Annotated in this window: 10 protein-coding genes; 7 read left to right on the top strand and 3 right to left on the bottom strand. The window is 60.3% G+C overall.

The window, feature by feature from the left end; all coding sequences use genetic code 11:
- Positions 1-21 precede the first annotated feature (21 nt).
- Together A6U86_RS14365 and A6U86_RS14360 are read right to left on the bottom strand one after the other, a co-directional pair.
- Complete coding sequence (locus tag A6U86_RS14365; protein WP_068392214.1) at positions 22-1,533, bottom strand: glycerol-3-phosphate dehydrogenase; 1,512 nt, start codon at positions 1,531-1,533, stop codon at positions 22-24.
- A 59-nt stretch (positions 1,534-1,592) separates the two neighbouring features.
- Positions 1,593-3,143 carry an FGGY-family carbohydrate kinase gene (locus A6U86_RS14360; protein WP_068392212.1) on the bottom strand — a complete coding sequence of 517 codons (1,551 nt, stop codon included), beginning with the start codon at positions 3,141-3,143 and terminating at the stop codon, positions 1,593-1,595.
- Between the two features lie 889 nt (positions 3,144-4,032).
- On the opposite strand from A6U86_RS14360, the gene A6U86_RS14355 reads away from it, so the two are divergent.
- The 7 genes from A6U86_RS14355 (at position 4,033) to A6U86_RS14325 (ending at position 12,760) form a co-directional block, all read left to right on the top strand.
- Positions 4,033-4,689 carry a DUF2291 domain-containing protein gene (locus A6U86_RS14355; RefSeq protein ID WP_068392209.1) on the top strand — a complete coding sequence of 219 codons (657 nt, stop codon included), beginning with the start codon at positions 4,033-4,035 and terminating at the stop codon, positions 4,687-4,689.
- Positions 4,686-6,230 carry a sugar ABC transporter ATP-binding protein gene (locus A6U86_RS14350; RefSeq protein ID WP_068392206.1) on the top strand — a complete coding sequence of 515 codons (1,545 nt, stop codon included), beginning with the start codon at positions 4,686-4,688 and terminating at the stop codon, positions 6,228-6,230. The genes A6U86_RS14355 and A6U86_RS14350 overlap by 4 nt, the downstream gene beginning before the upstream one ends.
- Before the next feature lie 22 nt (positions 6,231-6,252).
- Positions 6,253-7,305 (top strand): ABC transporter permease, encoded by a 1,053-nt coding sequence (locus A6U86_RS14345; RefSeq protein WP_068392203.1) that lies wholly within the window; start codon positions 6,253-6,255, stop codon positions 7,303-7,305.
- Between the two features lie 101 nt (positions 7,306-7,406).
- Positions 7,407-8,354: a D-ribose ABC transporter substrate-binding protein gene (locus A6U86_RS14340; protein ID WP_068392200.1), complete on the top strand. Its 948-nt coding sequence runs from the start codon at positions 7,407-7,409 to the stop codon at positions 8,352-8,354.
- Between the two features lie 263 nt (positions 8,355-8,617).
- Entirely contained in the window at positions 8,618-9,373 is a 756-nt protein-coding gene (locus tag A6U86_RS14335; protein ID WP_343287074.1) for a DeoR/GlpR family DNA-binding transcription regulator, read from the top strand.
- Positions 9,374-9,427: 54 nt separating this feature from the next.
- On the top strand, positions 9,428-10,957 hold the full coding sequence (locus tag A6U86_RS14330; protein WP_068392194.1) for an FGGY-family carbohydrate kinase: 1,530 nt from the start codon (positions 9,428-9,430) through the stop codon (positions 10,955-10,957).
- A gap of 60 nt (positions 10,958-11,017) precedes the next feature.
- Positions 11,018-12,760 carry a glycerol-3-phosphate dehydrogenase/oxidase gene (locus tag A6U86_RS14325; protein ID WP_068392191.1) on the top strand — a complete coding sequence of 581 codons (1,743 nt, stop codon included), beginning with the start codon at positions 11,018-11,020 and terminating at the stop codon, positions 12,758-12,760.
- Positions 12,761-12,770: 10 nt separating this feature from the next.
- Here the strand turns inward: A6U86_RS14325 and fba are convergent, their stop codons facing one another.
- Positions 12,771-13,835, bottom strand: a complete 1,065-nt coding sequence (gene fba, locus A6U86_RS14320; protein WP_068392188.1) for a class II fructose-bisphosphate aldolase — start codon at positions 13,833-13,835, stop codon at positions 12,771-12,773.
- Between the last annotated feature and the right edge of the window lie 376 nt (positions 13,836-14,211).

Below are 14,211 nucleotides of genomic sequence, written 5' to 3'. Positions count from 1 at the left end.
TCCCGGCAATGATCGAATGGGTCAGGCGGCCAGCGCCAGTTCGGCGTCGAACCAGGCGGAGAATGCTGCCTTCTCCTCAGCCGTCATGCGCAGCCCCTCCTTGGTACGGCGCTTGATGACGTCTTCTGCGGTCTGCGCCCATTCCGAAGCGGCGAGATAACGGGCTTCCGCCTCGTAGAGATTGCCGCCGAAATGCCGGCCGAGCCCTTCCAGCGAAGTCGCGTTCCCGACGATCTGTTTGGTGCGGGCACCGTAGAGATGTCCGTAATGGTTCAACAGCGCTCGCGGCATCCAGGGATAGGCGGAGCGCAGGGACTCGGCAAAAGCCACATAGTCGGCGTTTGGAATGTCACCGCCCGGAAGCTTGGCATCGCGCGTCCAGTCGCCGCCCATCTTCGGGAAGAACTTGGCGAGCTTCTGCATCGCGTGCTCGGAGAGCTTGCGGAATGTGGTGATCTTGCCGCCGAAGACATTGAGGAGCGGCGCACCGCCCGTCTCGTCGAGGTCAAAGACATAATCGCGCGTCACGGCCGAAGGATTTCCCTTGCCATCATCGAACAGCGGGCGAACGCCGGAGAAGCTTTCCAGCACGTCGGAGCGACGCAGCTTTTCCTTGAAATAGCGATTGACGGCAGTGATCAGATAATCGATTTCCGTCTCGTCGGCCTTCACCTCTTCAGGCTTGCCCTCATAGGGAATATCGGTGGTGCCGATCAGCGCCTTGTCACCCTCGTAGGGGTTGATGAAGATCACGCGCTTGTCATGGTTCTGCACCAGATAGGCGTGCGGCCCGTTCCAAAATTTTGGAACGATGATATGGCTGCCCTTGACCAGACGAACGCTGCGGCGGCTGTTGGAGCCTGCGACGCGGTTGATGATATCGTTGACCCAGGGGCCTGAGGCATTCACCAGAACCTTGGCGCGTACCGTGCGCACTTCGCCGGAATGCCCATCGCGGATCTGGATCGTCCAGTTGCCCTCTTCCCGGCGAGCGCTGATGCAGGCCGTGCGCGTCAGGATCTGCGCACCTTTGGCGGCGGCATCCAGCGCATTGAGGACGACAAGCCGGGCATCATCAACCCAACAGTCAGAATATTCGAACCCCTTGGAATATTGATCGAGAATCGGCGCTCCTTCGGGATCGCGATGCAGATCGAGCGAACGTGTGCCGGGCAGTTTCTTGCGGCCGCCGAGATGGTCATAGAGGAAGAGGCCGAGGCGCACGAGCCAGGCCGGGCGATCCGTGGGGCTATGCGGCAGCACGAAGCGCATCGGCCAGATGATATGGCTTGCCGAGTTCAGCAGCACTTCGCGCTCGATCAGCGCTTCCCGCACAAGGCGGAATTCGTAATATTCGAGGTAACGCAGGCCGCCATGGACCAGCTTGCCGGAGCGGGACGACGTTCCCTCCGCGAGATCTCCCTTTTCGCACATCATGACCGAAAGGCCTCGGCCGGCTGCATCGCGGGCGATACCGGCGCCATTGATGCCGCCGCCGATCACGAAAAGATCCAAGATTTCCGGTTCAGTCATGTCATGCTCCTTCGGATGCCTCAGGCATCATCAAATCAAACTTCACGGGCGGCGCCGGCCTAGTGCTGCGCCAGCTTGTCCCAGGCGGGCGCAATCGCTTCCCGTACGTCCTTGTAGGCGTCGAACAGCCTGTCATAGCGAGCGACGTCCTCGGCATTCGGCGCCTCGGCTTCGCCAAGCAACGGCGTCACCCATTCAGCGATGCAGCTGTCCATGTCCGGATAGGCGCCAATCGCCACGGCAGCCATCATTGCGACACCGGCGGCCCCCGCTTCTTCGCGGTCGGAAATCCTCACGGGTGCGTTGACGGCTGCCGATAGAGAGCCGCGCAGAGCGCGTGAGCGGGCCGCGCCGCCAGTAATGCGCAGTTCCGAGGGCATATCGCCCATGGCCGCATAACAATCGCGCGTCGCCATGCCGAGGCCCTCGACGACGGCGCGCAGCATGTCGGCAAAGCCATGACGGGTCGAAAGCCCTGTGAAGCCGGCGCGCGCATGGGCATTGACGAAGGGGCCACGCTCCCCTGCTTCCGAGATGTATGGATGATAGAGAAGATTGGTCGGGCGGCTTTCGGCAAACCAGGCATCGATGCGCGGAATGAGGTCCGAATAGGACACTTCACGCCCACCTTCGGACATCAGATCGGCGGCAATTCTCAAGATCCAGTCGACGTTGATCGTCGCGCCCATATTGGTCTGAACCTGCGTAACGATACCCGGAATCGGCAATGCGATGACATAGCCGGTGCCCTCGGCATTGAGCTGAACGTCGGGCACGGCCTTCGCCCGCATGTGGACGCCGGTCGAACCGATCGTCGAGCAGGCGGCATTCTGGCCACCTGTTCGCACACCGGCGCCGAGTGCGGTCATGACCATGTCCACGTAGCCGAGGCAGACCGGCGTTCCCGCAAGCAATCCCGCTGCCTGGGCGGCTTCGGCGGTCAACGGATGACTGATCTCGGTGCCATCGATGATTTCGGGAAGAAGCGAACGCCGGCGTGCAAGGCCGAGCGCATCGATCACAGTCGAATCATATTGACGGTTGCGGAAGTTGCCGAAGGTAAAGCTTGCCTCAGACGGATCGGTCGCGCGCACGCCGGTCAGGTTCAGATAGAGCCAGTCCTTGCAATGCAGCGATGCCTCTGTCCGATCGAGAAGCTCCGGCATGAAGCGATCCATATGGGCAAGCTGTGCGCCTTGCTGGCAGGTATTGAGGCCGGTTCCGGTCGCTTCAAAACGCGCGCGGTTACCGGATCCCGCGCTAAGCCGCGTCACGGTTGGTGCCGCGCGGGCATCAAGCCAGAGCCAGGCATCACCAACCGGCCTATCGCCTGAACCGACAAGCCAGGTGCCGTCGCCCTGCCCCGTTACCGCAATAGCGGCGGTTCGAGCGGCGAGATCCGCCACCTTCTCTCCGAGACCACGCAAGGCGCTGAGGCAATCCGACCAGGTCTGATCCAGCGACTGCGTCACCGAACCGTCGTCACCTGTCTCATAGCGATTTCGCGCCGAGGCCGACGCAATCTGCCGCCCGGACAATTCGAAGGCCACGGCCTTGAGAACGGAGGTTCCCGCATCGATCCCGATGATGATCCCGTCACCCTTAGGCATTGCGCGCCAACTCCACCATCACGCACCCCGCGACAGGCGCATTCAATTCCGCCAAAAACATTTCCATTCCTCCCGGCTCGCCCCTCGACACAAGACCCACCCCGAGTCGCTTGCCTCACGACTGGACAAGGACGAATAGTGATAGGGCATCAGTCACACCCGATACCAACGCATCACCGGATTGCGCGCAACGGTAATCCAACATAGTGGCCACAGATATATAACATAGACATACCATATTGGCAGTAAAATTTTTCTGGTATTGTAATTTTTTTCATATAAAATGAGTGATGTCAATTCCCACAGGACGCCGAAGAGGAGACATTGCGGCGAATTGGGGAAGAGAATGGCGAGGACAACCACCACCCGAAGCGAATCTTGGGCGCAGCCTGGCAAACTCGCCGGAGCGTTTAATTTTATTATTTATTATCAGTTACATATAGCACCACCCTCGCAGCGAATGAACCAAAACTTCAAGGCCGGCGGCGATTCCGGGAATAGATTGCCGAACCGAAGCTGCAGAGCACCTGGCGCAAGAAGCACTCGCCTGCAGAATGATCCGCATCACACAGAAGTCAGCAAATGGCGATTGACACACTCTGAAATTTATAACATATGAATTACGGTTATTAACATACTTATATCACAATGGTCGGATGAATGGCCACTTGTGAAACCGAGCCGGCGACCAGGGGAGACAGTCGCCTGCATGATGAGGAGGCTCCTGATGTTGAACTCTCTTTCCGGTAATGGCTTGAAGCAAAGCCGAGCGGAACGTCCGCTGATCCGAATGCGCGGGCCCGGCCTCCGCTAGATCTTTGCTAGGATTCCAGCACCTTTCTCCCTCTCCATCAGGCAATCCGGCTGATATGCCGAAGGTCGTTTGAACATGAATACGCAAACTCAATACGCAACTGCCAAGCCGACCGGCTCCAAGCTCAAGATCGCAGTGGGCATCGCCGCCGTCGTGATCGTGATTGGCGCCATCGCCGCCGATACCAAGGTGGTCCAGATCGGCTCTGCCCATGATGTGCGCGAACAGGGCTTCCAGCCGGAGACCTATGGCGCCCAGGAATTTCCGAAGGTCCTGGCCAATGTCTCGCAGCGCGCTGTCGATGCAGTGACGCTCGCCAATGCCGTGCTTGCCGACAAGAAGGCCGCCGGCGAGAAATACGGCGTCGCCACCAGCACCGGCCCCGTGGTCCCCGTCACACTGACCGGCACGTTTGGTGACCGCAAGGCCAATCTGAACGACTTCAAGGTCGAGGGAATGCCCGACGGCGTAACCGTTCGCGTACAGACCGGCCCGGCGATCAACGGCACCGATCTGCGCGATGCCACCGGCAAGATCGCATTCGGCCAGTTCACCAATCAGATCGAATATCAGGATGCCGGCTCGGCCATCAACAACGAGATGAAGAAGGCGACGCTCGCCAGCCTCGACCCGGAGAAACTGACCGGCAAGACGGCAACCGTCGTCGGCGTATTCAAGCTTATCAACCCCAAGAACTGGCTCGTCACTCCTGTAAAGGTCGATGTGAAATGAGCCAGACGCAAGAGAAAGACGCCGGCACGGGCGAAGTCGTTCTCGCCGCCCGCAATATCGCAAAGTCCTATGGCAATGTTCACGCGCTGAAGGGTGTGAACTTCGACATCCGCCGCGGCGAAGTCACGACACTGTTCGGCGAAAACGGCGCCGGCAAGTCGACGCTGATGAAGATCCTCTCCGGCGTGATACAGCCGACATCGGGCGAAATCATCCTCGATGGCACCCCGATCTCGTTTGCCTCCTCGACGCATGCGCGCTCCTGCGGCATCTCCATCATTCACCAGGAATTGAGCCTCGCGCCCAATCTCAGCGTCCGCGACAACATCTTCATGGGTCGGGAGATCATGAAGGGTGGCGCAGTCGATTTCGCCGAGGAAGAGCGCCAGACCCGGGCGCTGATGGAAGAGCTGGAAGAGCATATCGACCCGCTGACGCCAGTCGAGGATCTGCGCCTCGGCCAGCAGCAGATCGTCGAAATCGCCCGCGCGCTTTCGGTCAACTCGCGCATCCTGATCATGGACGAGCCGACATCGGCGCTCAGCGCCACGGAAGTCGAGGTTCTGTTCAAGGTCATTCGCGACCTGACGGCCCGTGGCGTATCCATCGTCTACATCTCGCACCACCTCGAAGAAGCGCTGCAGATCACCAACCATGCGGTCGTTCTGCGCGATGGTGCCATGACGGCCTATGCCGAGCGCAAGGACATCGATCTCGAATGGATCGTGCGCAACATGGTCGGCGAGAATTTCGATCTCGGCAGCCCGCCAAGCGGTTACACGATGGGCGACGTAGCTTTGACGATCGACAATCTCACAGTTCCCGGCCCGTCGGGCGCTGCCTATAAGGCCGTCGACCGGATGTCGCTGCAGGTTCGCGCCGGCGAGATCGTCTGCATTTACGGGCTCATGGGAGCCGGCCGCACGGAACTGCTCGAATGCGTCGCAGGACGGCTGAAATCAAGCGGCGGTCGCGTATTGCTGGGCAAGAACGATCTCGGCAATCTCAGCATCGCCGGCCGCATTGGCCAGGGCCTGGTTCTCGTGCCCGAGGACCGGCAGCGCGACGGTCTGGTCCAGACGATGACCGTTGGCTCTAACCTGTCGCTCGCCAGCATCGGCGCTTTCACCAAGGGCCTCTTTACGTCAAGCGGGCGCGAGCGGACGTTGGTCAACGAGTCCATCCGCAAGGTTCACATCAAGACCGACGGTGGCGACGCTGCGATCGGCTCGCTTTCGGGCGGCAACCAGCAGAAGGTGGTCATCGGCAAGATGCTGGCGACGCAGCCGAAGGTGATCCTGCTCGACGAGCCGAGCCGGGGCATCGACATCGGTGCCAAGGCCGAAGTCTTCAAGCTGCTGGCCGAGCGCGCCAAGGAAGGCCTGGCGGTGATCTATTCGACCTCGGAAGTCGCCGAATGCCTCAGCATCGCCCATCGCATCATCGTCATGCACCGCGGCAAGATTTCAGCCGAATTCGGTCCCGACGTCCCCAAAGAGAAGATCATGGCCGCCTCGGGCGAAGCAGTGGTCGCGCACTAGCCGCATTCATGGAGCACTGATTATGTCAGTCACGAACATCACAGATAAAAAGCCAGTTTCCAACGGACAGCGGCGGAATTTCAGTCTCGTGCGCCTGATCCTCGAGGGGCGCGCCTTCTTCGCGCTGATCGTCATCATCGCGGTCTTCTCCTTCCTGTCGCCCTACTACTTCTCGCTCAGCAACTTCCTGACCATGGCCTCGCATGTGGCCATCTTCGGCATTCTGGCTATCGGCATGTTGCTCGTCATTCTCAACGGCGGCATCGACCTCTCGGTCGGCTCGACGCTTGGTCTTGCCGGCTGTATCGCCGGCTTCCTGATGCAGGGCGTCACGCTTTCGAGCTTCGGCGTAATCCTCTATCCGCCGGTCTGGGCCGTGGTGATCATCACCTGTGTGCTGGGCGGTGTCGTCGGCGCGGTCAACGGCGTGCTCATCGCCTATTTGCGCGTCCCGGCCTTCGTCGCTTCGCTCGGTGTGCTCTACGTCGCTCGCGGTATCGCATTGTTGATGACCAACGGCCTCACCTATAACAATCTCGGCGGCAATCCCGATCTCGGCAATACCGGTTTCAACTGGCTGGGCTTCAACCGCCTCGCCGGCGTGCCGATCGGTGTCATCGTACTCGCAGCGCTCGCCATCATTTGCGGCATCGTTCTCAGCCGCACAGCCTTCGGACGCTGGCTCTACGCCTCGGGGGGTAACGAGCGCGCCGCCGATCTTTCCGGCGTTCCAGTCAAGCAGGTCAAGATTGCCGTCTATGTTCTCTCAGGCGTCTGCGCCGCCATTGCCGGCCTCGTGCTGTCGTCGCAGCTGACATCGGCCGGTCCGAACGCCGGGACCAGCTATGAGCTGACCGCGATTGCTGCTGTCGTCATCGGCGGCGCCGCATTGACAGGCGGCCGCGGCACGGTGCGTGGCACCATGCTCGGCGCCTTCGTCATCGGCTTCCTGGCAGATGGCCTGGTGATCATCGGGGTGTCGGCCTACTGGCAGACGGTCTTTACCGGCGCGGTCATCGTGCTCGCCGTGCTCATGAACAGCATCCAATACGGACGTCGGACCAAATCCAGCTGACGTCTTGCATGAACTTATCACCGACCGGTGAAAATAACCGGTCGGAGAAAGAACCGCCGGTTCGCCGGTATCATCTGAGCTCATCAAAGGGAGAGAGACTAATGTTTAAAAAAGGTTTGCGCATTGTCATGGCAGCGGTCGCCGTTGCACCGCTTCTGACGGGAGCAGCATGGGCCGCCGGCCAGATGACGATCATCGTCAACGACCCGTCGAACCCCTACTGGCTGACGGAAGGCAATATCGCCAAGGCGACGGCTGAAAAGCTCGGCTACACCGCGACGGTCGGCGCTCACAAGGGCGATACCAACACCGAAAGCAACCTGATCGACACGGCCATCACCAACAAGTCGGTCGCCATCATCCTCGACCCGGCTAATGCTGACGGTTCCGTGGGTGCGGTCAAGAAGGCCGTTGCTGCCGGTATCCCGGTTTTCCTGGTCAATGCTGAAATCAACCAGGAAGGCCTCGCCAAGGCACAGCTCGTCTCCAACAACGCCCAGGGCGCCGCCGTCGGTGCGCAGCAGTGGGTCGAAGCTGTTGGTGACAAGGGCAAGTATGCCGAACTCTTCGGCTCGCCTTCCGACAACAATGCCGCTACCCGTTCGAACGGCTATGAAACCGTTCTGACGCAGTACCCGGACCTGCAGAAGGTTGCCAAGGAAGTTGCCAACTGGGACCGCACCCAGGGCCACAACAAGATGCAGTCCATGCTGCAGGCTCACCCGGATATCATCGGCGTGATCTCCGGCAATGACGAAATGGCGCTCGGTGCGATTGCCGCTCTCAAGGAAGCCGGCAAGCTCGCCAACGTCAAGGTCGGCGGTTTCGACGGTTCGCCTGATGCTGTTGCGGCCATCAAGGCTGGCGAACTGCAGTACACCGTTCTGCAGCCGGTTGCCGTGTTCTCCGAACAGGCGGTCAAGCAGGCTGACAGCTTCATCAAGACCGGCAAGACCGGCGCTTCGAGCGAAAAGCAGCTTTTCGATTGCATCCTGATCACCAAGGACAATGTCGACAAGTACACCGCACCGTTCGTTCTGTCCGAGTAATGAAATCGGGGGCGCCGGAAACGGCGTCCCCATCCCCAAGCCCGATGGCGGCACATAGTCCGAACATCAGGCGCAGCTTTCAGAAATACCGATAGCGAACTGTTATTTTTATCCTTTCCTAGCATGACATTCGCTGCGGCAGATACAATCCGCAAGGCTCAGCGTCAGAGGCCAACGTGACAGACAAGACAAGCCCCGTATCCTTCCTGCAAGACGAACTGCCGAGCGACAGCCGGCATTCGCGCCAGCTCGCCCGGCGCCAGATGATCGCCGAAGCCGTCATGGCGGAAGGTTCGATGCGCATAGAGGATCTGACGGAGCGCTTTGGCGTCAGCCTGATGACGGCGCATCGCGACGTTGATGAGCTGGTGAGCCGCGGCCTCTTTCGCAAGACGCGCGGCATCGTGACGGCAGCGGCTACCAGCCTGATAGAATCCAGCGACGTCTATCGCGCCAACCGTCAGGCCAGCGAAAAGAAGATGATCGCCGCCGCGGCCATGCAATTCATCGAGCCGGGTCAGGCGATCTTCCTCGACGATTCCACCACCGTACTGCAGATGGCCTCGCATCTGCCCGCCAAGGTGCCGCTGACGGCGATTACCAATTCGCTGACGCTGATGAATGCGTTGAAGGACATGCATGACGTCAATCTGCTGGCGCTCGGCGGGCAGTATTACAATTGGTGCAACGCCTTCATGGGGCGGATGACCATCAACGAGATCAATCGCTTGCGGGCCGATGTTGCCTTCATTTCCATGTCGGCGATCATCGATGATGCGGTGTTTCATCAATCGCCCGAGATCGTGGATATCAAGCGGGCGATGTTCGACAGCGCCGCCAAACGCATCCTGCTCATGGATCATACGAAGTTCGAACGGCGCGCGCTTCACAATTTCGCGGCCCTCAGCGAGTTCGACGTCGTCATCGTCGACGAGAAGACACCGGCCGCTCATCTCGAGCGCATGCAGAGCAAGAATATCAATGTGGTCGTCGCGAGAGGCGACAAGGAACGGTCCTGATGGCTTAGCCCCGTGCGGGCAGCCCGAGATCGTTCACCATCGGGAGTAACAGGAATGCCGAGTCTGCTCGGAATTGACAGCGGTCTCACCGTCACCAAGGCGGTGATCTTCGACATCGACGGGACGCCGATTGCTGTCGCGCGCCGCCGCGTGACGCAGTTCATGCCCAAGGCCCGTCATGTCGAGCGCAACATGGACGAACTCTGGTCCCAGACAGCCGATGCCATTGCCGAAGCGATCAGCCTCAGCAATCGTCCGGCAAGCGATATCAAGGCGATCGCCGCCACTGCCCATGGCGACGGGATCTACCTCCTCGACAAGTCGAAGAAGCCGCTGGGACGCGCTATTCTCTCGCTCGACAGCCGTGCCGGATCGATCGTGGACCAATGGCTGAAAAGCCCCGTTGCCGACGCAGCCCTGGCACTAACAGGACAGTTGCCGCACGTATCCGCGCCCTCGGCGCTGCTTGCCTGGATCAAGGCCAATGAGCCGGCGCGGTTCGCCGAGATCGGCCATATTCTGAGCTGCAAGGATTGGCTGCGTTTCTGCCTGACTGACGTTGTCGGAACCGACCGGACCGAGGCCAGCACCTCCTTTACCGATGTCTCCACCCAGGACTACTCGCAGGATGCCCTGAAACTTTTCGGCGTGGCCGAATTGGCGGGCGCGCTGCCGCAGGCTTCACGATCGGACGAGGTCGTGGGCCACGTAACGGAAGCCGTTGCCAAGCGCACCGGCCTTGCCGAGGGAACGCCGGTCGTTGCCGGCCTGCATGATGTGACGGCTTCCGCACTCGGTGCCGGAGGCTATGCCGACGGTGTCGTCGCCGTCATCGCCGGCACCTATTCGATCAATGAAACGCTGTCCGCCGAGCCGCGCGTCGATCGCCGCTGGTTCTGCCGGAATGCCATTGCGCCGGGCCAGTGGAACAACATGTCGATCTCGCCGGCGTCGTCGGCGAATTATGAGTGGTTTCTGGACAGGCTGTGCGCCAGCGAGATTGTAAGCGCCGAGGCCTCGGGTCAGTCCATTCACGCCTTGCTGGCTCCCGAGATAGAGGCGGCCTTCAACCGCCCGTCGAGCGCCCTTTTCCATCCCTATCTGTTCGGCTCTCCCTATGGCGCCGATGCCAGCGCCAGCTTCTTCGGGCTTGGCGGATGGCACGATCGCGGCGACATGCTGCGGGCCGTGCTTGAAGGCATCGCCTTCAACCATAAGATTCACGTCGACGCTCTAAGTGACGGTTTTTCCTTCGATCAGGCAAGGCTGGCCGGCGGCGTCTCTCGCAACCCGATCGTCGTGCAGATGTTTGCCGATGTGCTCGGAATCCCGGTTACCGTGACGGAGACCGACGAGGCAGCCGCCTGGGGCGCCGCGCTTTGTGCCGGTGCCGGCATCGGCTTTTATGCCGATCCGCAGAGCGATCCCCGAGACGTCGACAAGATCGCCAGGACCTATTACCCGGATACCGAGCGCAGGGCCGAATATCGGATCCGCTACCAGCTCTTCAAGGATATCGCCGAAGCCATGACGCCGCTCTGGCCGCGGATCGGCGATCTCGCAGTTCAACACTCCCAAGACTAGACCGTCAAATGCGCTGCGCGGGCATACGCCTTCGCGGCAATTCAGCAGGACGATAATGCTATGACCGATATGGCCGCCGATCTGAAACAACGCTTCTCGCAACTTCAAGACGGAGATGTCGACGTCGTCATCATCGGCGCCGGCGTCAATGGCGCGGGGCTGTTTCGCGACCTCTGCGCCCAGGGCGTCAACTGCCTGATCGTCGACAAGTCGGATTTCGGCTCGGGAACGAGCGCGGCTCCGTCGCGGCTCATTCATGGTGGCCTCAAATATCTGGAGACCGGTGAATTCGGGCTGGTCGCACAGTCGGCGCTGGAGCGCAATCTGCTGCTGAAGAACGCGCCGCATTGTGTCGAGCCGCTGCCGACATTCGTGCCGATCTTCTCCTGGACACGTGGCATATGGGCCGCCCTTCGCACGCTGACGGGTTCGACGACAGCGCCCCGCAGCCGCGGCGCCCTGCTCGTCAAGATCGGGCTGGCGCTCTACGATTTCTTCGGGTCGCGCAATCGGGTCATGCCGCGCCACAGGTTCCTGCTCAAGCGCCGCGCTCTCAAGGAAATGCCATATGTGACGCCTGATATCGTTGCCGGCGGCATCTACTACGATGCCAAGATCAGCCGGCCGGAACGGCTGGTCTACGAGTTGATCAGTGATGGACTCCGCACCAACGAAAAGTCATTGGCAGCAAACGCAACGCGCCTGGTATCCGCTTCAGACGGTATTCTCACCTTCCAGCGCGCCGACGGCTACGCCTTTTCGGTCAAGCCGAAGGTCGTCATCAATGCCGCCGGCCCCTGGATCGATCATGTCAACGCCGCGCTCGGCACACCCTCGCATATGATCGGTGGAACCAAGGGATCACATATCCTGCTCGACCATCCGGAGCTGGTGCGCAGCCTTAACGGCCACATGATCTATTTCGAGGCCGATGACGGCCGCATCTGCCTGGTCTACGGCTATCTCGGTCAGGCGCTTGTGGGCTCGACGGACATTCCCTGTGACGACCCTGACAATGTGCACTGCGAAGAGCCGGAAATCGAATATTTCCTTGATAGTGTCCGCTCGCTGTTGCCGGGCCTGCGCTTCGAGCGGGAACAGGTGACCTACAGCTATAGCGGCATACGCCCCCTGCCCGCCTCGGACGCCTCCTCACCTGGCCTGATCAGCCGCGATCATTCCGCACCGGTCGTCGAAGCAGAGGCAGGACGTCCCTTCCCCGTCATTTCCCTTGTCGGCGGCAAGTGGACGACCTTCCGCGGCTTTGCCGAGGAAGTCGCCGATACCGTGCTGAAGCGTCTTCAGCGTACGCGCAAGACCTCCACCGAGCGGCTCGCCATCGGCGGGGGGCAGGATTTTCCGATAACGTCAAACGAACGGGCAAGCTGGATTCGCTCCATCGCGGCCAAGACCGGCGCCGAGGCGAGCAGGGTCGATGAACTGCTTGGCCGATACGGTACCACCGCCGCGGCAATCCTCGCCCATCACTCGGACTACGCAGACAGCACACGCATTAGCGGGGCACCGCGCCATAGTGCTCTGGAGATCGATTGGATCGCCCGTCAGGAGCTGGTCGTGCATCTCTCAGACATCGTCTTCCGCCGCACGACCTTGGCGATCGAGGGACTTCTGACCATGCAGGGACTGCATGAGATCGGTGCAATCGCCGCCAAAGCCCTGCAATGGGATGGGCAACGGCTGGCCAAGGAAATCGATGATGTCGTGACGTCATTGTCGAAATTCCACGGCCAGACCCTGACCGAAGAAAGCGCGCGCCGGGCGGCAAGCCCGGCGTCGCGCTGATCTCTCACTATCAGGAGAAAACCGGGTCCAGCGAGCCGGACTTGTAGCGCTTTGCCATTTCGGCAACGGAAAACGGCTTGATCGCCGGGGCATGACCGGCGGTGCCGAACTGCTCGAAACGCTCCTTGCAGAGCTTCGTCAGCGCCGCCATGGCCGGCTTCATGTATTTGCGCGGATCGAACTCGCTCGGATCTTCCTGCAGTACGCGGCGGATCTGCCCGGTCATCGCCATGCGGCCATCGGTGTCGATGTTGATCTTGCGCACGCCATTCTTGATGCCACGCTGGATCTCCTCGACCGGCACGCCCCAGGTCGGCTTCATCTGGCCGCCATAGCGGTTGATGATCTCCTGCAATTCTTCTGGAACAGACGACGAGCCGTGCATGACGAGATGCGTATTGGGCAGCTTGCGGTGGATCTCCTCGATCACGTTCATCGCCAGCACAGAACCATCCGGCTTGCGGGTGAACTTGTAGGCGCCGTGCGAGGTGCCCATGGCGATTGCCAGTGCATCGACCTTGGTTTCGCGAACGAACTTCACCGCCTCGTCCGGATTGGTGAGCAGCTGGTCGTGTGAAAGCTTGCCTTCCGCACCATGGCCATCCTCGGCCTCGCCCATGCCGGTTTCGAGCGAGCCGAGCACACCCAGTTCTCCCTCGACGGAAATGCCGCCGAGATGTGCCATGTCGGTCACCGTCCTGGTCACGCCGACGTTATAATCCCAGTCGGCTGGCGTCTTCGCGTCTGCCTTGAGCGAACCATCCATCATCACGGAGGTAAAGCCGGCCTGAATGGCCGTCATACAGCTTGAGGGATCGTTGCCATGGTCGAGATGCACGCAGACCGGAATATGCGGATAGATCTCGACGACGGCATCCATCATATGCTTCAGCATGATGTCGTTGGCATAGGCTCTGGCGCCCCTCGATGCCTGCATGATCACCGGTGCAGCAGCCGCGTCTGCCGCCTCCATGATGGCGAGCGCCTGCTCCATATTGTTGATGTTGAAAGCCGGAACGCCGTAGCCGTTTTCAGCGGCATGATCGAGCAACTGCCTCAAGGTGATACGTGCCATTCAATTCTCCCTTGGTCGTGATGGGTGGCTAGGATTGTTCGGATGATGCCCCAAGCGATACGCGGCGTAAGACCACGGGAACGCGGCGCATCGGCATGGAAAATTCGGAGAATGTCGGACGCCGTCCGTTTCATAGGCGAAGTTTCCCCTGCGGCGACGCATCATCGTAGGTATTTATAACAGATAATAACAACAAAATCACATTTTTTATGACATTTTCTTGTGATTTCCATGAAACTTTTGCCGTCGTCATTGGCGGCATATGGCACGGCGATCCACGAAGCTCTTGTTGGATCCGGCTGAAAATGCTTGACGTCAAAGCCCGAAATGTTTTCTATAGATAAAAAACATTCATCGGGAGGAACGATCGATGTCG

The sequence above is a fragment of the Rhizobium sp. AC27/96 genome, from assembly GCF_001692325.1.
Taxonomy (GTDB): Bacteria; Pseudomonadota; Alphaproteobacteria; order Rhizobiales; family Rhizobiaceae; genus Rhizobium.
The sequence above is the reverse complement of the archived record's forward strand: the minus strand, read 5'-3'. Positions and strand labels throughout refer to the sequence as shown.